15 protein-coding genes and 2 pseudogenes are annotated in these 20,546 nt (G+C 53.5%); 13 read left to right on the top strand and 4 right to left on the bottom strand.

Features of this window, described 5'->3' with window-relative positions:
• Positions 1 to 25: 25 nt before the first annotated feature.
• The 8 genes from ABJO75_RS01095 (at position 26) to ABJO75_RS01130 (ending at position 10,706) form a co-directional block, all read left to right on the top strand.
• Positions 26 to 979 carry an ABC transporter permease gene (locus tag ABJO75_RS01095; RefSeq protein ID WP_348286052.1) on the top strand — a complete coding sequence of 318 codons (954 nt, stop codon included), beginning with the start codon at positions 26 to 28 and terminating at the stop codon, positions 977 to 979.
• A gap of 41 nt (positions 980 to 1,020) precedes the next feature.
• Positions 1,021 to 1,839, top strand: coding sequence for an ABC transporter permease (locus ABJO75_RS01100; RefSeq protein WP_348432336.1), 819 nt, complete (start codon positions 1,021 to 1,023; stop codon positions 1,837 to 1,839).
• A gap of 1 nt (position 1,840) precedes the next feature.
• The gene (locus ABJO75_RS01105; protein WP_348432337.1) at positions 1,841 to 3,490 is read left to right on the top strand and encodes an ABC transporter ATP-binding protein; all 1,650 of its coding nucleotides are present in this window, start codon (positions 1,841 to 1,843) and stop codon (positions 3,488 to 3,490) included.
• Between the two features lie 45 nt (positions 3,491 to 3,535).
• On the top strand, positions 3,536 to 5,941 hold the full coding sequence (locus tag ABJO75_RS01110; RefSeq protein WP_348286047.1) for an FAD-dependent oxidoreductase: 2,406 nt from the start codon (positions 3,536 to 3,538) through the stop codon (positions 5,939 to 5,941).
• A gap of 109 nt (positions 5,942 to 6,050) precedes the next feature.
• Positions 6,051 to 7,574: a trimethylamine methyltransferase family protein gene (locus tag ABJO75_RS01115; protein ID WP_348432338.1), complete on the top strand. Its 1,524-nt coding sequence runs from the start codon at positions 6,051 to 6,053 to the stop codon at positions 7,572 to 7,574.
• Positions 7,567 to 8,457, top strand: a complete 891-nt coding sequence (locus tag ABJO75_RS01120) for a DMT family transporter (protein WP_348432356.1) — start codon at positions 7,567 to 7,569, stop codon at positions 8,455 to 8,457. The genes ABJO75_RS01115 and ABJO75_RS01120 overlap by 8 nt, the downstream gene beginning before the upstream one ends.
• Positions 8,457 to 9,467 carry a succinylglutamate desuccinylase/aspartoacylase family protein gene (locus ABJO75_RS01125; protein ID WP_348432339.1) on the top strand — a complete coding sequence of 337 codons (1,011 nt, stop codon included), beginning with the start codon at positions 8,457 to 8,459 and terminating at the stop codon, positions 9,465 to 9,467. The genes ABJO75_RS01120 and ABJO75_RS01125 overlap by 1 nt, the downstream gene beginning before the upstream one ends.
• A 90-nt stretch (positions 9,468 to 9,557) precedes the next feature.
• On the top strand, positions 9,558 to 10,706 hold the full coding sequence (locus ABJO75_RS01130) for an aromatic ring-hydroxylating dioxygenase subunit alpha (RefSeq protein WP_348432340.1): 1,149 nt from the start codon (positions 9,558 to 9,560) through the stop codon (positions 10,704 to 10,706).
• Between the two features lie 66 nt (positions 10,707 to 10,772).
• On the opposite strand, the pseudogene ABJO75_RS01135 reads toward ABJO75_RS01130, so the two are convergent.
• The 3 genes and pseudogenes from ABJO75_RS01135 to ABJO75_RS01145 form a co-directional block, all read right to left on the bottom strand.
• Positions 10,773 to 11,673: pseudogene (locus ABJO75_RS01135) on the bottom strand (FAD-dependent oxidoreductase).
• Positions 11,668 to 12,137 (bottom strand): annotated as a pseudogene (locus ABJO75_RS01140) (alcohol dehydrogenase catalytic domain-containing protein); the annotation flags it as partial. The pseudogenes ABJO75_RS01135 and ABJO75_RS01140, both read right to left, overlap by 6 nt.
• A gap of 98 nt (positions 12,138 to 12,235) precedes the next feature.
• Complete coding sequence (locus tag ABJO75_RS01145) at positions 12,236 to 12,943, bottom strand: GntR family transcriptional regulator (RefSeq protein WP_348412821.1); 708 nt, start codon at positions 12,941 to 12,943, stop codon at positions 12,236 to 12,238.
• Between the two features lie 71 nt (positions 12,944 to 13,014).
• Between ABJO75_RS01145 and ABJO75_RS01150 the strand changes: the two genes are divergently transcribed.
• On the top strand, positions 13,015 to 13,569 hold the full coding sequence (locus tag ABJO75_RS01150) for a HutD family protein (protein WP_348432341.1): 555 nt from the start codon (positions 13,015 to 13,017) through the stop codon (positions 13,567 to 13,569).
• Here ABJO75_RS01150 and ABJO75_RS01155 read toward each other — a convergent pair.
• Positions 13,566 to 14,924, bottom strand: a complete 1,359-nt coding sequence (locus ABJO75_RS01155) for a formimidoylglutamate deiminase (protein WP_348432342.1) — start codon at positions 14,922 to 14,924, stop codon at positions 13,566 to 13,568. The two genes, ABJO75_RS01150 and ABJO75_RS01155, sit on opposite strands and share 4 nt — an antisense overlap.
• A 91-nt stretch (positions 14,925 to 15,015) precedes the next feature.
• On the opposite strand from ABJO75_RS01155, the gene hutI reads away from it, so the two are divergent.
• The 4 genes from hutI to hutU are packed head-to-tail and all read left to right on the top strand — an operon-like array spanning position 15,016 to position 20,214.
• On the top strand, positions 15,016 to 16,227 hold the full coding sequence (gene hutI, locus ABJO75_RS01160; protein ID WP_348432343.1) for an imidazolonepropionase: 1,212 nt from the start codon (positions 15,016 to 15,018) through the stop codon (positions 16,225 to 16,227).
• The gene (gene hutH / locus ABJO75_RS01165; protein ID WP_348432344.1) at positions 16,224 to 17,762 is read left to right on the top strand and encodes a histidine ammonia-lyase; all 1,539 of its coding nucleotides are present in this window, start codon (positions 16,224 to 16,226) and stop codon (positions 17,760 to 17,762) included. The genes hutI and hutH overlap by 4 nt, the downstream gene beginning before the upstream one ends.
• On the top strand, positions 17,759 to 18,550 hold the full coding sequence (gene hutG / locus ABJO75_RS01170; protein WP_348432345.1) for an N-formylglutamate deformylase: 792 nt from the start codon (positions 17,759 to 17,761) through the stop codon (positions 18,548 to 18,550). The genes hutH and hutG overlap by 4 nt, the downstream gene beginning before the upstream one ends.
• Positions 18,547 to 20,214, top strand: coding sequence for a urocanate hydratase (gene hutU / locus ABJO75_RS01175; protein WP_348432346.1), 1,668 nt, complete (start codon positions 18,547 to 18,549; stop codon positions 20,212 to 20,214). The genes hutG and hutU overlap by 4 nt, the downstream gene beginning before the upstream one ends.
• Positions 20,215 to 20,546 lie beyond the last annotated feature (332 nt).

Here is a 20,546-nt window from a genome sequence, read left to right on the forward strand (position 1 = left end):
GGCCGCCACTTGGAAAGGGGATCAAATGAGCCTGATGGAAATCCTTGGAAAGCGGCTTTTGATTGGTCTCGCGACTTTGATCTTCGTCTCTATTCTTGTATTCGTGGGAACAGAGATTTTGCCAGGGGATGTCGCACATGCGATCCTCGGGCAGGGGGCAACACCAGAATTGCTGGCACAAGTAAGAGACCGCTTAGGTCTAAATGAACCGATGTATGTTCGTTACTTTGTCTGGCTCACAAACTTCGTTGTGGGTGATTTTGGCACTTCACTTGCGAACGGTGCTGACATCGGTACAGAAATTGCACGCCGGGGCAAAAATACGGTCATATTGGCGACCTGCACTGCGCTTATCGCGGTCCCTTTGGCAATTACGCTTGGCCTTCTGGCCGCAACAAAGCCAGGCGGATTGGTTGATCGTGTTGTCACTTCGACATCCCTTGCACTGATTTCCTTTCCGGACTTCTTGGTCGCCGTCATTCTTGTCACGGTTTTCGCGGTCAAGCTGCATTGGCTGCCTGCGATTGCTTCAATTCGACCAAGCTATGATATCTTTGACTGGATACGTATTCTGATCCTTCCCGTTGCCGGGCTGACCTTTACGATTCTGGCACACATGGTGCGGATGACCCGCTCTGCGGTCCTAAACGTGCTTTCCAGTCCTGCGATTGAGATGGCAATTTTGAAAGGTGTTCCACGACGGCGTTTATTGCTTCGGCATGCCTTGCCCAATGCGTTTGGGCCGATCGTAAACGTGGTCGCATTGAACCTTGCATATCTGATCAGCGGTGTCGTCGTTATCGAAACCCTTTTCAATTTTCCGGGTTTGGGCCGCTTTATGGTCGAAGCAGTCACGAACCGCGATGTTCCAATCGTGCAGACCTGTGCAATGATTTTTTGCTCGTTCTACATCCTTCTGAACATGAGCGCCGATATCCTTTCCATTATGGCAAACCCGCGGGTGAGGTATAAGAAGTGAGTTCTGATTCAAGCACATGGCATAAAGATCTCCGAGAGGTGTTGTCTGACCTGACACCAGGTGTCACGGTTTGCCTTCTGATCTTGATATTTGTCTTTATTGTTGGCGCGCTTGCCCCATGGATCGCACCCTATGACGAGGGGGCAATCCTAACTAACAACAGTTTTGAATCGCCAAGTGCGGCCATGTGGCTGGGCAGCGATTATCTGGGCCGTGATATTCTATCGCGTATGATATTCGGCGTGCGGGTGACATTGTTCCTTGCTTTGGCAATCACGTTTCTGTCGTTCTTTGCCGGTGTTGGCCTGGGCTTTCTGGCCGCGGCGTTTGGCGGGAAAGTAGACTCGTACGTGAGCCGCTTGAACGACGCGATGTTGTCGTTCCCGTCTTTGATGCTGGCGCTGATCGTCATCAACTCGCTGGGCAGTTCGTTTGTGGTTCTGGTCTTTACCATCGCATTCATCGACATGACCCGCGTGTTTCGTGTCGCAAGGGCACTGGCCGTGAACATCATGGTTATGGATTATGTCGAGGCCGCCATTGTCAGAGGGGAAGGCAAAGGTTGGATCATTTGGCAAGAAGTTCTTCCCAATGCGCTGACACCTCTGGCGGCAGAGTTTGGTATCCGCTTTACCTATGCAATCCTGTTTATCTCGGCGCTAAGTTTTCTGGGTCTTGGGGTGCAGCCGCCGCAATCTGACCTTGGGGTCATGGTTAAGGAAAACATGCAGGCCATTCTTTACGGCGAATATACCACGCTTTACCCCGCAATTTGCATCGCGCTGATCGCAATTTCTATGAACGTCTTTGTCGATTGGTTGCTTCAACGTTCAAGCGCACAGCTTCCGGATGAGATCTGATATGACTGAACCTCTTTTGAAAGTGCGCGACTTCGATGTGTCAGTCCGTGACAAGAAGGGTCACGAATTCAAGATCGTCGATGGTATCTCATTTGATGTGCAACCGGGGGAAGTCATCGCATTGATAGGTGAATCTGGCTCGGGCAAAACAACAATCTCGTTGGGGTGCATGGGTTACACACGGCCGGGGTGTCACATTACTTCTGGGTCGGTGACCTTGGAGGGTCAAAACGTGCTGGAGCAATCGTTAGCGGACCTGCAAAAGCTGCGTGGAAATGACATAACTTATGTGGCGCAATCTGCAGCGGCGTCTTTCAACAGCGCAATGACCATCGATGCGCAAGTGACCGAAATTCCCGTGATTACCGGCAGCATGACCCGTCCAGACGCGTTGGCAAAGGCCGCCAAGCTATACGCTGCACTTGAGCTGCCTGATCCAGAAACCATCGGGTCACGCTATCCGCATCAGGTGTCGGGCGGACAACTGCAACGCTTGATGGCAGCTATGGCGATGATCAGTGATCCACGGTTTCTAATTCTTGATGAACCAACCACGGCACTGGACGTGACAACACAAATCGAAGTGTTGGCGAGCTTCAAGAAGCTGATCAAAGATAACGGTACCGCTGCAATTTATGTCACCCATGATCTGTCATTGGTTGCACAGATCGCAGACCATATTCTGGTGCTAAAAGATGGCAAGATGGTTGAATATGGCGCGACTGAACAAATCATATCAGACCCGCAACACGACTACACAAAAGCACTGATGGCAGCGGCACATGTGATGCCTGATGAGATCCATGCACCACCCGCGAATACCAGCGTCGAGGTTCCATTGCTGGAAGTGCGCAATGTCACTGCGGGTTATGGCCCCAAACAGGAGGCCATTGCGCTCAAAGACATCAATATGACCATCAACGCAGGCGAGACTGTGGGCGTGATTGGTGAATCCGGCTCTGGTAAAACCACATTGGGTCGGCTGATATCCGGCCTGATGAACGCGCGCGAGGGCAACGTCTTTCTGGATGGTAAGCAACTTGCCCAAAGCGTTTCCGGGCGTAGTCATGGCGAATTGCAACAAATCCAGTTTGCGTTTCAGATGGCGGATGTTGCATTGAATCCGCGTCACCGACTTAACAAAATTCTATCCCGCCCCATGATGTTCTACCGTGACTTGTCGCAAAAAGACGCGGATCGCGAAGTCGCACGGCTGTTGGAACGGGTGGACCTACCAACAGATTTTGCCAAACGTTTCCCCCCTGAATTGTCTGGCGGGCAACGGCAACGGGTCAATCTGGCCCGTGCCCTAGCTGCGGAGCCGCGCCTGATCATCTGCGACGAGATTACGTCGGCGCTGGATACGATTGTTGCCCAACAAATTCTGGACCTGTTGGAAAGCCTGCAAGATGAACTAGGGCTAAGTTACATGTTCATTACGCACGACATTGCCACAGTTTCCAAGATATCGGAGCGGATTGCCGTGATGCGATTGGGTGAGATCGTGGCCCAAGGTCCGGTGGATGAGGTTCTGACGCCACCCTGCCACGACTACACACAGCTATTGCTGAATTCCGTACCGGAGATGCGCACGGATTGGTTGGACGAAGCTGTCATCGAGCGCCGTAAGCTTGTGGCTGCATTGGGTTAAACAGAGGCTGACGCCTCAGCTAATTTTAAGAATAGGGCTACTCATATGGAAACGACTGCACGGGTTGTTGTGATCGGCGGCGGCGTCGTCGGGTGTTCGATCCTGTATCACTTGGCCAAGAACGGCTGGAACGATGTGACTTTGTTGGAACGCCAAGAATTGACCTCTGGATCAAGTTGGCACGCAGCAGGCGGTCTCTTTACGGTCGTGCGGCCAAATTCCGCCGCGGAAATGCACCGCTATACTTTCCAGATTTATCGCGAGTTGGAAGAAAGCGGGCAGGCATGTGGGTTCCATTCGACCGGAGGGTTGAACATTTGCCGCACCCAAGAAGAAATTGACAGCAACTCGATGATGCAAAGCGCCTGTCGCCGATTGGGGATCGAAGGGCATTTCATCTCGCTTGAAGAGGCGAAACAGAAGGCACCAGTGTTGGACACGGACCATATGATCGGTGCATTTTGGGAAGAAGAGGGCGGTCATGTTGATCCCGCATCCGCCACCCAAGCCTTTGCCGCGGCTGCCCGCCAACTGGGCGCAACCATCCATCGCCATACGCCGGTAACGGCCACCAAACAACGCGCTGATGGAACTTGGGATGTCGTGACCGAAAAGGGAACGATCCATGCGGAATACATCGTAAATGCCGCTGGCCTTTGGGGGCGCGAAGTCGGGCGTTTGGCGGGAATTGAGCTGCCCCTGATGCCAGTAGAGCACCACTATCTGGTCACTGAAACCATCCCGCTGGTCGAAAACCTAGGATTTGAGCTGCCCCAGATTAATGACAATGAAACCGGCTGTTATGCCCGTCAGGAAGGCATGGGGATGTTGTTGGGTGCCTATGAACACACCTGCACCCATTGGGCCAAGGATGGCACGCCTGCGGATTTCGGGCATGAATTACTGCCCGATGACCTAAGCTGCATGGAATGGAATTTTGAAAAATCAGTAGAGATCATGCCCTGTCTTGCCGAGGCAGGTGTGAAGCGGGTCATCAACGGGCCGATGATTTTTTCCCCCGATCTGAGCCCTTTGATTGGCCCACACCCTGCTTTGCGAAACTACTTTTGCGCTAACGGCATAATGGCTGGGTTCAATCAGGGAGGTGGTATTGGACGCGTGATGGCGGAGTGGATCATCGGGGGCGAGCCCGAGATCGACATTTTCAACTGGGATGTTGCCCGTTTTGGCGATTTCGCGACACAGAAATACACCGAAGACATGACCCGCTATTTCTATGAAAACAGATCTGAAAAGATTTTCCCTTACCAGAGTTTTCCAGCGGCGCGGCCGCAGGCGAAATCTCCGGTGCATGATAAATTAGCGGCACAGGGTGCGGTGTTCGGAACTGGATTTGGCAGTGAGCACGCAACGTGGTTTGCCCCCGAAGGCGTCAAAGCAGAAGACAGCCTGACCTACCGCCAACCAAACTGGTGGGGACCTGTCGCTGAGGAAGGTAAACGCCTGCGCAGCGGTGTCGGGTTGTTTGAATTTTCTGATATGGCCAAGTTTGAGGTATCAGGCCCGAAGGCCGCAGAGTGGCTTGATCACATAATGGCAAACCGTTTGCCAAAACCGGGGCGGTTATGCCTATCGCCGATGCTGTCTGACAGCGGTCGCGTGATTGGCGATTTCACGATTTCCAACCTTGGAGATCGCTATTTGCTAGTGTGCACTTACGCGATGCAATTGGCGTATTTGCGGCATTTCCGAAAATACCTGCCAGCGGATGGCGTCGAATTGCGGAACCTGTCTGATGATCTGGCGGGATTAAGCATCGCAGGTCCGAATGCCAAAGCCCTGATATCAAGGCTTACCGATCACGACATGAGCACGAATGGTTTTCCGTTTCTAAGTGCTGGTGAAATCACGCTTGCCGGAATCCAGAACGTAATCGCATTGCGGGTCTCTTACACAGGTGAAACGGGGTACGAGCTTTATTTACCGCGCACAGATCAACCCGCCCTATTTGATGCGCTGGTTGCTGAAGGGGAACAATATGACCTGTCGCTGTGCGGATTGCGCAGCCTGATGATGTTGCGACTTGAGAAAGGCTTTGCCGCTTGGGGAACAGAATTGACATCGGATTACTTCGCCCATGAATGTGGCATGATGCATCATGTTAAACTAGACAAAGGTGACTTTGTTGGACGTGTTGCGGCCCAAAACTACGGCGCTGCGCGCGAACGGCCCATCACCCTGACCGTGGACGCTGGCGATGACGCAATCTGGGGGGATGAGGCTATTTTCCTAGATGGTGAACCGGTTGGATATGTCTCCTCTGGTGGTTGGGGGCCGGTTACTGAACATCACATCGCCTTGGGATATGTTCCCGTAAATTCTTACCACGAGGGGGGTGCCTACAGTGTTGAAATACTTGGTCGACTTTGTCCGGCACAACTGCAGCCCAACCCGCTGTTTGACCCCGCTGGTTCCCGAATGAGAGAATAAGAAATGGTCAATCGACGCAGAACAGAAATAGTAGGCGAGGAAACTTGGGCAGGAGCACTTGGCGGTCGTGCTTTGCCCATAACCCAACCTCTTTTTCAGGAATATTCAAATGGCCCGTCGATCCCGCCCAAACCGCACCTCTCGTACGTCAGGATTTAAGCAGCTTCCCTTCAGCGAAGTCCGGAACCCTTTGCCTCCAACCGAGCTGATCTCAACCGATCAGGTTGAGGTCATTCATCACGCCAGTCTGCGTGTTCTTCGCGATGTCGGATTGAAGGTCGACAGCGGCGTCGCACGGAAATTGCTTGCCGGTATCGGTGCCGACGTGGATCGGTCCTCTCATCGCGTTCGGTTTGATCCCGCTTTGGTCGAAGAGATGCTGGTTGGTATTCCTTCGGAATTTACCATCCATGCCCGCAATCCTGAAAAGACGGTGCTTGTTGGTGGCAATTCTCTGACTTTTGCAACGGTTTGTGGCCCCTCGTTCGTCTCTGATCTAGATAAGGGGCGCCGTGCAGGAACGCTGGAAGACGTGCATAATTTTGTGAAGCTGTCGTCGTCGCTAAACATCTTCCATCACGAAGGAGGGGCAGGTTGCGAGCCATTGGAATTGCCCCCTGAAACGCGCCATCTGGATATGATGTTGGCGCAAACAACGCTGTGCGACAAAGGCTGGCAACCGTGTTGGATGAACACTGCGGATCGCGCGCGCGATTGCATCGAAATGGCGAAAATTGCCCTGCAAACTGACGATGACGGACTGCGGGCGCGACCAGGGATATTGGGCGGGATCAATACCAATTCACCACTGTTGCTGGACGATGGCCAAGCCGAAGCAGTGATCGAATTTGCCCGCGCAGGACAACCTGTACATATCACACCCTTCACATTAGCTGGCGCGATGAGTCCGGTCACAATTGGCGGATCGTTGGTGCAACAAAATGCCGAAGCTTTGGCAGGGATCGTGCTCGGCCAAGCCGCCTGTCGCGGTGCGCCTGTTTTTTACGGCCATTTCACGTCCAATGTTGATATGAAGACCGGATCCCCTGCGCTTGGCACACCCGAATATGCGCAATCCGTTATGATTTCTGGCCAGATGGCGCGCCGCTACGGACTTCCGATCCGATCCTCAAACACCACGGCATCCGCTTGTGCCGATGCGCAGGCAACTTATGAAAGCAACATGTCCATCAACGCCTGCGTTCAGGGCCATATCAACGTGATGATGCACGCCGGTGGGTGGCTCGAAGGAGGGCTAACGTGTTCATTTGAAAAGTTGATATTGGATGCGGAGCTGCTGCAAATGCAAGCTGCCATGCTAAAGCCGATTGATCTGAGTGACGATGCTCTTGGGCTGAAAGCCATCGCAGAGGTTGGACCGGGAGGACATTTCTTTGGGACAGCCCACACACTTGCCCGCTACGAAACCGAATTTTACGATCCAATTCTATCGGACTGGCGGAATTTTGAAGCATGGGAACAGGACGGGTCCAAGACGGCAATCCAACGGGCCAACGAGATTTGGAAACGCTTGCTGAGGGAGTACGAAAAGCCACCAATTGATCCAGCCGTCGAAGAAGAACTGGAGGCTTATGTAATCCGACGTAAAGAAAAGATTGCGGCTGATGAATAGTAGTCGATCCTATCTTGTTGCCGCCGGACTCGCGACGGCATCGCTCGTCGTTTTTCCGCTGGCGGATGCGATCACAAAATCCCTAAGCGGTGCCGTTCCGCTGTTGGTTCTCGTTTGGGTAAGGTTCATGGGCTCAGCACTGTTGATCACACCATTGATCTTGGTGACACGATCCTTCAAGCGACCCAGCAAACAGGCACTGATATTCGAAACCTTGCGGGCTTGTATCATCATCGTGGCGTTTGGATCTTATGTTTATTCTTTCCAAACAATCCAGTTCTCCGAAGCGGCAACCTACTATTCCTTCGCGCCGATCATGAGCGCGGTGCTTGCAATTGTCTTCCTCAAGGAGCGGATCAACAAAGTGGGGATCTTTGCACTTGTGATGGGGATGATGGGCGTGCTGGTTGCCCTAAATCCACAGGTCACTCCCGCGCCAGGGGCCTATTTTGCTATCGGGACGGGGGTTTTGTTTGGCTGCTATCTGTTCCTAAACCGCGTGGTGGCCGTGCGTGGGGATCCTAACATGGCATTGTTCTTGCAGTTCTGGATCGGAGCCGCTTTGTTGATGCCGTTTGTATGGCCCTTGCTCACTCAAACGACCCTGCAACACTGGATTGCTTTTTTGGCAATCGCTGCTGTATCTGTCACTTGCAATGTAATGTTGATAAATGCCTACCGGCTGGCGCGTGCGAATTTCCTTGCGCCTTTCTTATATGTCGAAATCCCATCTGCGCTCATAATGGCTGCCGTGTTTTTTGGCGAAACACTCACTTGGAATATCATTGTGGGGGCGGCCCTTATTTTGGTCGCCGGGATTCTGGTCTTGCGCGAAATATCGGAACCGGTGGACAATGCGCCATCTATGCGAAGGGAAAGCTAATGCTTCACCATGGTGGCGTTCACTCAAATCTGGATTTTGACAGTTTGGGCAAGCGGGCAGGGTTCCTGGATGTCACCCATTCAGACGACCGGCATGCATTTAGCACCATCAAAGTGCCTGCCGGAGTGATACATGGCGGCAACGGGGCGACATTACTGCTGACGGCTGGCAGTCATGGGGATGAGTACGAAGGGCAGATCATTCTGCGTAAACTAATGCAGGAGTTGCAGCCGGATGCGGTGAATGGACGGATCATCATATTGCCCGCTTTCAATATGCCTGCGGTCATGGCTCGCTCGCGAATATCTCCGATTGATCAGAGCAATATGAACCGCAGTTTCCCTGGCGATGTTGGGCAGGGTCCAACGGATGAAGTTGCGGCTTTCGTTACAACGCACCTCATCCCTCAGGCGGATGTCATTGTTGATTTCCACTCAGGTGGCACGGCCACGCAATATGTCGACTGCGGGTTCACATGCCGTGGCCCAAACGCGGAATTGAACCGTAGGAATTGGGAGTTGGCAAATGTGTTTGGCGCACCCTTCACCATGCTTTGTGACATTGATGGCACCGGAGGAGATTTTGACACAACAGCACATAATCTGAACACCGCATTTCTGGCGTGTGAACTAGGAGGACTTGGCCGTTTTTCCCAATCCTCTTTTCAGTTTGGCTGGGCGGGACTGCACCAAGTGATGGGGCATTTGGGGATTATTGAGAAACGCCCTCCAGCGCCTGCAACCCGGTTTATCGCCGTCAATGATAGTGCTACGCACATCACCAGCACCAACTACGGGCTCGCTGAATTTCATGTGCTGCTGGGGGACAATGTTCGCAAAGGCGATCCTGTCGTCACCTTGTACGACATGCACAATCTTCAATTTGAGCCCATAGTGATGCCCGCAACTCAAAACGGGGTCATTGCTGTTGTGCGTCGCAATCCGTTGGTCGAACCAGGTGATCATTTGTGCCTTATCGCGCCTGAAATATCTCAACCCACAATTGCTTAATCGGTGCGCATTGCATTGCTAATTCTCTTGGCGGTACTCGATTTTAGTGTTAGTTATCTGTGATCACAGTTTTAGAGTCAGAGGAAGCTCATGTCGTACGCGAAAGTAAACACAGCCGACGCACTGCGTCAGGAACTTACGGATCTGAAATCCTTGGATCGGGAAAATGCCCGCACGATGCATCCAAGCTTTTACACCTCTGATGATTTCCATGAGCTCGAACGCGAACATGTCTTTCGCCGCGAGTGGGTTTGCCTTGGTCACGTCGGTGAAGTGCCAAATGCAGGTGACTTTTTCACGACTGAACTGGTGGATGAGCAATTGTTGGTGTCGCGTGGTCACGACGGCGAGATTTACGTTTTGTCAAACGTCTGCCGTCATCGTGGCAACATGGTCGAGACAGAAGCGCGCGGCAATCGGCGCAGCTTTGTTTGCGGTTATCATGCGTGGACCTACAATACGGACGGCGCGCTAAAAACAGCCCCTCTGATGAAAAAGATCCAAACCCTTGATCCTAAAAGATGTGCGCTGCCACAACTAAAAACCGAAATTTGGAACAACTTCATCTTCGTCAATCTGGACGGCAACGCCGATCCGCTTGCGCCGCAGTTGGGTAAACTTGATGACATCTTGCACAACTACCACAACGAAGGGCGCAACCTGCTGTTTAGTGAAGAAACAGTGTGGAACACCAATTGGAAGAACCTGACTGAGAACTTCATGGAAGGGTATCACCTGTTCGCGACACATCCAAAAACGTTGCAGCCAATGACGCCGACGCAGCTTTGCAAGAAAGTTCCCGGTGAAGATCGTTGGACTGCTTATCGGTCCTATTATGATCCGGCATTCCCGCCGCGCGGTCCGTTCCATGAGGACATGACCGAAGATGAACAACGTAACTCAGTATTGTTCAACATCTTCCCAAGTTTTGTAACGGCCGTCGCGGCCAATTATACCTTGCACCTGTGTTTGCGCCCTGCTGGCACGGATAAGGTCGCGATCAGATGGGGGGTTTCTGGATTTAAGACAGACCCCGAAGATCCCGAAGTTGTCGCATATGTTGACCTGTGCAAATCCTTTAACGCTGAAGACAAGGCAAAACTTGAGACGCTGCAAAAATCACAAAATACACGCTACATGCAGCATGGTTTTCTAGCACCTGAAGATCTCGAGGGCACAATTTGGGATTTCCTAGGGTATATGGGAAAGATGTTGGGCGCAGACAAAGTTGATACTTGATCGGCGGCCCCAAAGCACTTGAATAATGCAGATGCCGTGCGCGCGATTGAGGGTGCGCGGCATTTCTTACAAGAGTGATTTCAGAACAGTTTCAGGCAGCGCTATAACGTCAGGGTCAGGCGATTTTCCTGCCTCGATCAACCGCTTGCCAACCATGAATTCACGTGGCGCGTTCATAGCATCCACCGCCAGAAATTCTGCCCCGCGATAGTACCAGTGAGACACCGATCCCGGCTTGTCCCCCGGACGCGTAATCACGTTGTCGTACCCTGTATTCAATCCGGTAATCTGCAATTCCACATCGTACTGATCCGATCAGAACCACGGTTTCGCAACATAGGCGGTTTTTGCGCCCAGGATGTTAGCAGCGACCACTTCGGCTTGATCAATCGCATTTGGGACGCTCTCAAGGCGGATACGCGTGTCGCCCATTGGGAAGGACGCGCAACAACCGCGGCCCAGACGTTTGCGGTGCGGCAACCCGCTGCAAAATCCGTTCGGCCATTTCTACAATCGTGACAGTCAAACCAAGCTTTGCGGCAACGGCTGCTGCCTCAAGTCCGATATAGCCGCCACCGACAATCAAGACGCGCTGTCCCTCATGAAAGTTTGGGGCCATCGCATCAATGTCGGCAAGGGTACGCACACAGAATACACCCTCCAGATCGCCACCAATTGCGGCAGGAAGGCAAATTGGGCTGGAACCTGTCGTCAAGATCAATTCATCATATGAGACGACTTCGTCACCGATGGATAACTGCTGGTTTGTTGGATCAATGTTGGTGACTGTCGCGCCTAGACGTACAGTTATGTCCGCGTCGTCGTAGCCCGACTGAGGTTTTAGAAACAGGCTTTCGCGGGTCATGTCACCTAGGATATAAGCCTTTGATAACGGTGGCCGTTGATAGGGTAGAGCGGGCTCGCCTTAGATCAATGTGATTGCCCCGAGGTGCCCAAGTGCGCGCACTTTGGCCAACGCGATTTTGGGCACAACGGTGTGGATGGCAAAGGTAGAGCAGCCCATGTAACGATGGATCGGCGTGCCATCCAGCATCGAAAATCGTGTTGTGCCGTCTGGCAGATGGCCACGGCCTTGCGTGACGCGGATTTTTTGGCACAGGTTGGTTTTGCCCGACAGGCAGTATTCGCATTCGCGGCATTCCGGCGTGTAAAGCGGGATCACGTGATCGCCCTTTTCCAACTTGGTCACGCCTTCGCCGACCTCCAACATTATGCCAGCACCTTCGTGGCTTAGAATGGCGGGAAAATCCCTTCGGGGTCATCGCCTGAACGAGTGAATTCATCTGTATGGCACAGGCCCGTGGCCTTGATCTCAACCAAGACCTCGCCGCGCTTGGGGCCTTCTAGATTGACGTCCATAATCTCAAGCGGTTGGCCTGCTTTTACGGCGACTGCGGCGCGGGTTCTCATCATGATGGCGCCCCTTCATTAAGCGCATACATATTATTTATATGCCCATCTTAATTATAGAAGACCTGTCAATTCACGCCTGCATTACAAAGCCACTTTCAGTATCGTGTCGTCATGCTGTGACCTTGCCTGAATGTCATGCGAACATAGGTAACGACCTTGCTGTCTAGCCACGTCGTGCGTTCTAACCGAAAGAGCGGAGTTCCCTGCGAGGTAGCCAAAAATTCGCAGAGTGCCGCATCAGCCGCGACGGAAGACAGCGTGATTTCAGCGTCGGTGAACGGGACCTCGTTCAAAAGCCACTCATTTGGGCTTTGAGTTTCCAGATCGGCCTCCAGAATAGCTGGTACGGTTGATATTATGATCCAACGCTCTTCGTACTGAAAAGGGCGATTGTCGGCATAATGCATGCACTTTATGTGCGCTACCTGCTCGCCTGGGCCCAGTGAAAGTTGCGAAATAACCCAATCTGGCGCGGCCTCGATTGATTTGTGGACCAAGGCATATCGATACTTTGCCCCCATGTCTTCGACAGCTCGTCGCACCAACTCAATCTCGAAACGGGCGTATCTGACAGGGGATGTCTTGACCCGCGTTCCGCTTTTGCGCTTGCGTTCTACCAATCCTTGTTCCGCAAGTTCGCGCATCGCGCGATTAACCGTTGCCCTTGCGCATCCGAACTCGGCGGCAAGCTCAATCTCTGTTGGCAGCAGGCTTCCGGGGGCCCAGATGCCACGGTGTACACGGCGGATGACCTCCTGTTTGATGTCATGAAAGCCGATCTTTGCGTCAGATGCATTACCCAATGTACTGTCCAATATGTCTATTCAATATTACAATACCAGATAAGTGCTTGAAGCAAAGGCTAGGAAACATGATGCGGATTCTGAAAAGAGCGGACTTGATCGATGTGCCTTGGAAAAACGGGGGCGGGATAACCCGCAATATCGCTTCGTTAATGGACAAAGACGATATTGTTTGGCGGTTGAGCATGGCGGATGTCGCAACACCCGGACCGTTTTCCAGCTTTGCCGGGCTGACCCGCATCTTGACGGTAATTGAGGGCAACGGAATGAAATTGCACAGCGATGGCGAGGTCTGGCCTGCGGATTTTGCCGTACCAGTTACCTTCGATGGTGCAGCACCTGTCGTGGCAACATTGGATGATGGACCGATCTGTGATTTCAATTTGATGTTTGATCCCACGCGCTATGCAGCTACCGCGCATTGCGTGACGCATAAGGGCGCACATGATTTGGGGACATTGGGGCAGACCGCAATACTGCATATCATTCAAGGCAACGTAACATTGGTCAAATCGGATGACCGCTTGGGCGCAGGCGATACCGCAATGTGCGCCACTGCGCCCATGGCCTATGAATTAGGCGAAGACGCCTGCGTTTTAGTAATCACGTTGAGCCCACTTTCCTAAATCGAAGCGAGCAATTGCGACACAGCAGCGCGGTAACGCGCAGTGATCGCATCACGGGCGATATGACGTCCACCTCTGACGCAATGGCGGCCGGCGGACCATTGATCGGTCACAACAGTGTCCTTTGCCGCAAAAACCAACCCATCGAGGATTTGGTCCTGCGTCAGCGCACACAATGCCATAGAGTCCGTATTGATCGCCACAAGATCGGCCAGCTTGCCTATGGCGATTTCGCCTGCATCACGCCCCAGCGCTTGTGCGCCACCGCTTGCGGCACCTGTATACAGTGTGTGCCCAACGGACCCTTCACCAACGATCATGACATTGCGGGCCCCATCGCGCAGGCGCTGGGAATATTCTAACGTGCGCAATTCTTCTGTGAGCGAAATATTGACGTTGGAATCCGACCCGATACCAAAGGCTCCGCCCGACTCCAGATAAACCGGGCCATTGAATGGACCATCCCCTAGATTGGCTTCTGTGATTGGGCATAGGCCAGCCACAGCGCCAGAGGCTGCCATAGCGCGTGTTTCGTCATCTGTCATGTGCGTGGCATGGATCAGGCACCAGTTCGCGGCGACGTCGTTATTCGACAACAGCCAATCTATCGGACGCGCGCCCAGCCACGCTTGGATATCGCGGACTTCTTTGGGTTGTTCGGAAATGTGAATGTGAACCTGATCGCCTTTGTGTGCAGCAATGACAGCGGTCAGATCGTCGGGTGATGTGGCACGCAAGGAATGTGGTGCAATACCTATCTTTGCATCGTTGGGCAGGTTGGAAAGCCCAGTACGGGCGCCTTCCACCAGCGCGTTGTATTGCTCAATGTCATTGCCAAACCTGCGTTGACCTTCTTCTAGCGGGACCTGACCCGCGCCACCGTATGTGTACAACACCGGAAGATGGGTAAGCCCGATACCAGATTGCGAAGCGGCGGACATAACACGTAACGACAGCTCTGCCAGTGCATCATAGCGCATCCCGCCACGCTGGTGGTGGACGTAGTGAAATTCACCGACACTGGCATACCCTGCTTCCTGCATTTCCATGAAAACAAGGGCGGCAATTGCTTCAAGCTGGTCGGGGGTCAAGTGATCCATAAAGCGGTACATCAGATCACGCCAAGTCCAAAAGCTGTCTCTACCTGATTTGCGCACTTCGGTCATACCAGCCATTGCGCGTTGGAAGGTATGGGAGTGCAGGTTGGCCAAAGCTGGTAGCAGCGTATCAACGCAGATATCGCCCGCCTGTGCATGCGCATCTGTTTCGATCTTCTGGATGCATCCGCCGATAAGCGTGAGGCGTACGTCTTGCGCCCAACCCGTCGACAACAAGGCCTGATGTGCAAAGATCATTATATACCCTACTTATTTTGTATTTATGTATAGACATATTGCACAATGGTTTTTACAAGAAAAGGAGAAATATGACAGAAAGGACGATGCAATGCCCCAAACGCCTCAGCTTTTGACGGATCTGCATGCGGCCACAATGACCGCCACCGGCACCCCCTACGGTATGATCGAAAACGCAGCGATTGCGCTGGAGGGTGGTCTGATTGCTTGGGTCGGTCCAGAGGCAGAGGTGCCAAGTTCGTATATCGGATTTGCAAAGCACAGCATGAGTGGGCGGATCGTTACGCCGGGGTTGATTGATTGCCACACGCATATTGTGCATGGCGGGGATCGGGCGGTTGAATTCGAAATGCGGCTAAACGGTGCAAGCTATGAGGAAGTCGCGCGGGCAGGGGGCGGGATTGTGTCCACCGTGACAGCCACGCGAAAAGCAAGTGAAGAGCAACTGCTTGAAGATGCCCTGCGCCGTGTTGATGTGCTGATCTCCGAAGGCGTGACATGCATCGAGATTAAGTCTGGTTATGGTCTGGATTTAGAAACTGAACTGCGCATGTTGCGTGTTGCCCGCCTGATTGAGGTAAACCGGCCCATTCGTGTCAGAACAACGTTTCTAGGCGCGCATACAACGCCAGCGGAATATGTAGGGCGGGATGACGCCTATATTGATGAGATTTGCATCCCGACATTACGTGCAACGCATACCGAAAGTCTGGTCGATGCGGTCGACGGGTTCTGCGAAGGCATTGCCTTTGATCCAACACAGATTGCGCGTGTTTTTGATGTCGCCAAGGAATTATCGCTGCCCGTCAAGCTGCATGCCGAACAACTTTCCAATCTGGGCGGTGCGAAACTGGCAGCAAGCTATGGCGCATTATCAGCCGATCACATCGAATATCTTGATGAAGAAGGTGTTGTGGCGCTTGCACAGTCTGGCACAGTCGCTGTGATCTTGCCGGGTGCGTTCTATACGCTTCGTGAAACTCAAGCGCCGCCGATAGATCTGCTGCGCAAATATAATGTGCCGATGGCGCTGGCGACCGACATTAATCCGGGCTCTTCGCCGCTCAATTCGTTGTTGTTGACGTTGAACATGGGCTGCACGTTGTTCCGTATGACACCGGAAGAAGCGTTGCAGGGTGTCACGCAACATGGCGCACGCGCGCTTGGGCTGGACGATGCAGGTGCTATTGCAAAAGGCATGTGCGCAGAGCTTGCCGTTTGGGACATCAAGCACCCAGCCGAGTTGAGCTACCGCATCGGGTTCAATCCTCTTTACAAACGTATTTTTGGAGCGCTGACATGATCAACCTTACTTTGACGCCCGGTCAAGTGACCCTTTCTGATCTTGCGCAGGTCTTTCGCGATGGCGCTGCTGTGACGCTGGATCCATCCAGCCATGCAGGCATCCAAGACGCGCATGCCCGCATCGAGGCGGCGGCAAGCGGCACTGAGGCGGTCTATGGTGTGAACACCGGTTTTGGCAAACTTGCCTCGGTCAAGATTGAATCCGAGGACACTGCGACACTGCAACGCAATTTGATCCTGTCGCATTGTTGCGGTGTGGGTGAGGCAATTCCGCAGGCGCATGCGCGGCTGATGATGGCACTCAAGCTATTGTCGCTGGGGCGTGGCGCATCTGGTGTGCGGATGGAACTGGTAGAATTGCTTGAACAGATGCTTGCACGGGGCGTAACACCGTTGATCCCGGTTCAAGGTTCGGTCGGAGCCTCTGGTGATTTGGCCCCGTTGGCGCATATGGCTGCCGTGATGATGGGCCATGCCGAAGCCACATACGAGGGTGAAACATTATCGGGGGCCGAGGCCCTAAAGCGCGCTGACCTCACGCCTGTTGTGCTAGGTGCAAAAGAAGGTCTGGCGCTGATCAATGGTACGCAATTCAGCACTGCGTTTGCGCTTGCTGGTCTGTTTGGCGCTTGGAACGCGATGAACGCCGCACTCGTCACTTCTGCACTCAGCACCGATGCGATCATGGGGTCTACCTCACCTTTGCAGCCTGAAATTCATGCGCTTCGCGGTCATGCGGGCCAGATTGATGCGGCAGCGACAATGCGGGCATTGCTTGATGGGTCCGTGATCCGCGAAAGCCACCTGGAAGGCGATATGCGCGTTCAAGACCCGTACTGCATTCGGTGCCAGCCACAGGTGACAGGGGCGGCGATGGATGTGTTGCGCATGGCTGCGCGCACGCTTGAGGTTGAGGCCAACGCAGCGACGGACAATCCACTGGTGCTGACCAAGGCCGGCCTGATCGTATCGGGGGGTAATTTCCACGCTGAACCCGTAGGCTTTGCCGCTGACATGATTGCGCTTGCCCTGGCCGAGATTGGTGCGATTGCACAGCGCCGGATCGCGCTGATCGTTGATCCGGTCCTAAGCCATGATTTGCCGCCTTTTCTGACACCAAACCCCGGCTTGAATTCTGGCTTTATGATTGCCGAAGTGACCACCGCCGCGTTGATGTCGGAAAACAAACATCTGGCAAACCCTTGTGTGACTGATAGCACACCGACGTCGGCCAACCAGGAGGATCACGTAAGCATGGCCGCACATGGTGCTGTCCGGCTGTCACGGATGATTGTAAACCTTGAGCGTATCTTGGGCGTTGAATTGCTCTGTTCTGCGCAAGGCATCGAATTTCGCGCACCTCTGGCAACGAGTGGGCCATTGCGCGCTGTTGTCGCTGCTCTTCGCACGCATGTTGATACGCTGGAAGACGACCGTTACCTTGCGCCGGACATCGAAAAAGCCACAGAACTGGTTGGCAACGGTACAGTCACTGCCAGCACAGGTATCACGATGCCGGAACTTCGTGCATGAAACCCGTAGAGACCATACGCGGCGACAGCCCAATCGTTCTGGGCCTACCACACACGGGCACTTATGTACCAAACGAACTGCTTGCGCAGCTTAACGCGCGCGGGCGCGGGTTGGATGATACGGATTGGCATATTCACAGGCTCTATGACGGGCTTTTGGAAGGTGTCACGACAGTGCGCGCAACCTTTCACCGTTATGTGGTTGATGCCAATCGTGACCCTGCGGGCATCTCACTTTATCCCGGACAGAACACAACCGGGCTTGTTCCATTGACCGACTTTGACGGAAACGACATTTGGGAAACCGCGCCGACACCAGCTGAAGTAGCGCAGCGCCGCGCCACGTTTCACGCGCCCTACCATGCTGCGATGGAGGCGGAACTGACCCGCGTGCGTGCCCTTCATGGGTTTGCAATTCTGTATGATTGCCATTCGATCCGGTCGCATATTCCCTACCTATTTGACGGTACGCTGCCTGACTTCAACATTGGCACCAACATCGGAACAACCTGCGCGCCTGAAATTGAAAGCACCACGCAAGACATATGCGCTTCGGCGGCTGGCTATACATCTGTAACCAACGGGCGTTTCAAAGGCGGTTGGACTACGCGGCGCTATGGACGGCCGGCTGAGGGTCTGCACGCCATCCAAATGGAGCTGGCACAAAGCACCTACCTCAAAACACAATGCGCACCTTGGGAATACGACGATGCCAAGGCCGACCAACTGCGCCCTCATCTTCAAACTATATTGGCAACATTGGCTGCTACTTTGAAAGGCACATCATGAGCAATTCTCGTAAGAACACCCGTGACATCTATCCTGCCACCGGCACCGAAATCACAGCGAAAAGTTGGCTGACCGAGGCACCAATGCGCATGTTGATGAACAATTTGCACCCAGACGTCGCAGAGAACCCACATGAATTGGTCGTCTATGGCGGCATCGGCCGCGCTGCTCGTACTTGGGAAGATTTCGATAAGATCGTTGCAACGTTACAGGACCTGGAAGAAGACCAGACGCTACTGGTGCAATCGGGTAAACCTGTCGGTGTGTTTGAAACGCACAAGGATGCGCCTCGGGTATTGATCGCCAACTCGAACCTTGTGCCACATTGGGCGACGTGGGACCATTTCAACGAATTGGATAAGAAAGGGCTGGCGATGTATGGTCAGATGACCGCCGGCTCATGGATCTACATCGGCAGCCAAGGCATCGTTCAAGGCACCTACGAGACATTCGTCGAGGCAGGGCGTCAGCATTATAACGGCTCGCTTGCAGGTAAATGGATCTTGACTGGTGGATTGGGCGGAATGGGTGGCGCGCAGCCTTTGGCAGCTGTGATGGCCGGCGCGTGTTGTCTGGCCGTTGAATGTAACCCCGAGAGCATCGATTTCCGACTTCGGACCAAATACGTAGATGAAAAGGCCGAGACGCTTGACGAAGCGCTAGAGATGATCGAGCGGTGGACAGCCGCAGGCGAAGCCAAATCCGTAGGCCTGTTGGGCAACGCAGCGGATGTCTTTCCCGAACTTGTCCGGCGCGGCGTTCGCCCTGACATCGTGACCGACCAAACGTCAGCGCATGACCCTGTCAACGGGTATCTGCCGCAAGGCTGGACGATGGGCCAGTGGAAAGACAAACGCGAAAGCGCCCCGAAAGAAGTCGAAGAAGCCGCACGTGCCAGCATGAAAGTGCAAGTCAAAGCGATGGTCGACTTCCACGCTGCTGGCATTCCAACAGTCGATTACGGCAACAACATCCGCCAAATGGCGTTGGAAGAAGGGCTTGAAAATGCCTTTGATTTCCCCGGTTTTGTGCCTGCTTACATCCGGCCACTGTTTTGTCGTGGCGTCGGACCTTTCCGCTGGGCGGCTCTGTCGGGAGATCCCGAAGACATCTACAAAACGGATGCCAAGGTGAAAGAGATCTTGTCTGAAGATCTGCACCTGCACAACTGGCTGGACATGGCGCGCGAGCGTATTGCATTTCAGGGGCTGCCCGCGCGGATTTGCTGGGTAGGTCTGGGCGTGCGTCACAAGCTGGGGCTAGCGTTCAATGAAATGGTCCGCAACGGCGAGCTGAAGGCGCCGATTGTTATTGGGCGTGATCATCTTGATTCAGGCTCCGTCGCGTCACCAAACCGCGAAACGGAATCCATGAAAGACGGTTCTGACGCTGTATCCGATTGGCCGCTGCTGAACGCATTGCTGAACACCGCGTCAGGAGCAACATGGGTATCGCTGCATCACGGCGGCGGCGTGGGAATGGGCTTTTCCCAACATTCTGGCATGGTGATTTGCTGTGATGGGTCGGAAGATGCAGATCGTCGCATCGCGCGGGTTCTCTGGAATGATCCTGCTACTGGCGTAATGCGCCACGCTGATGCGGGATATGAGGACGCAATTGAATGTGCCCGTGAGAACAAATTGAACTTACCGGGAATTTTATGAAATTGCCGGATGGCACCGGTTTGCGAGAGCACCCTCTCACTTAAATCACGTATAGATGAGGGTGCAGTGGGGATATTTGACTGTGGCCAATCAGTTTTTCGAAAACCGACGGATCATCAACTCGGGTTGATGGCATCCACACCTACCTAGATGTTGAGTTTCGGCATCTGGTGGATCGGGCACAGGATGAATCGGTTTGGGAATAAAAAGAAATATTGGGGATCATCTCATGTGTTGTTTCTTTCCCATGCGCACATTGGCGATCTCCAACGGTACTGAGCCTCCCCCTTTGAAGTGGTCCGCCCCTATAGTTAGGAAAGCGGAGGACCAGA

The sequence above is a fragment of the Sedimentitalea sp. genome, from assembly GCF_039973035.1.
Classification (GTDB): domain Bacteria; phylum Pseudomonadota; class Alphaproteobacteria; order Rhodobacterales; family Rhodobacteraceae; genus Sedimentitalea.

Excerpts from the sequence above, each read along its gene's own strand:
- ABJO75_RS01095 (WP_348286052.1), top strand. The coding sequence starts at position 26 with ATGAGCCTGATGGAAATCCTTGGAAAGCGGCTTTTGATTGGTCTCGCG.
- ABJO75_RS01105 (WP_348432337.1), top strand. The coding sequence starts at position 1,841 with ATGACTGAACCTCTTTTGAAAGTGCGCGACTTCGATGTGTCAGTCCGT.
- ABJO75_RS01110 (WP_348286047.1), top strand. The coding sequence starts at position 3,536 with ATGGAAACGACTGCACGGGTTGTTGTGATCGGCGGCGGCGTCGTCGGG.
- ABJO75_RS01115 (WP_348432338.1), top strand. The coding sequence starts at position 6,051 with ATGGCCCGTCGATCCCGCCCAAACCGCACCTCTCGTACGTCAGGATTT.
- ABJO75_RS01120 (WP_348432356.1), top strand. The coding sequence starts at position 7,567 with ATGAATAGTAGTCGATCCTATCTTGTTGCCGCCGGACTCGCGACGGCA.
- ABJO75_RS01125 (WP_348432339.1), top strand. The coding sequence starts at position 8,457 with ATGCTTCACCATGGTGGCGTTCACTCAAATCTGGATTTTGACAGTTTG.
- ABJO75_RS01130 (WP_348432340.1), top strand. The coding sequence starts at position 9,558 with ATGTCGTACGCGAAAGTAAACACAGCCGACGCACTGCGTCAGGAACTT.
- ABJO75_RS01150 (WP_348432341.1), top strand. The coding sequence starts at position 13,015 with ATGCGGATTCTGAAAAGAGCGGACTTGATCGATGTGCCTTGGAAAAAC.
- ABJO75_RS01155 (WP_348432342.1), bottom strand. The coding sequence starts at position 14,924 with ATGATCTTTGCACATCAGGCCTTGTTGTCGACGGGTTGGGCGCAAGAC.
- hutI (WP_348432343.1), top strand. The coding sequence starts at position 15,016 with ATGCCCCAAACGCCTCAGCTTTTGACGGATCTGCATGCGGCCACAATG.
- hutH (WP_348432344.1), top strand. The coding sequence starts at position 16,224 with ATGATCAACCTTACTTTGACGCCCGGTCAAGTGACCCTTTCTGATCTT.
- hutG (WP_348432345.1), top strand. The coding sequence starts at position 17,759 with ATGAAACCCGTAGAGACCATACGCGGCGACAGCCCAATCGTTCTGGGC.
- hutU (WP_348432346.1), top strand. The coding sequence starts at position 18,547 with ATGAGCAATTCTCGTAAGAACACCCGTGACATCTATCCTGCCACCGGC.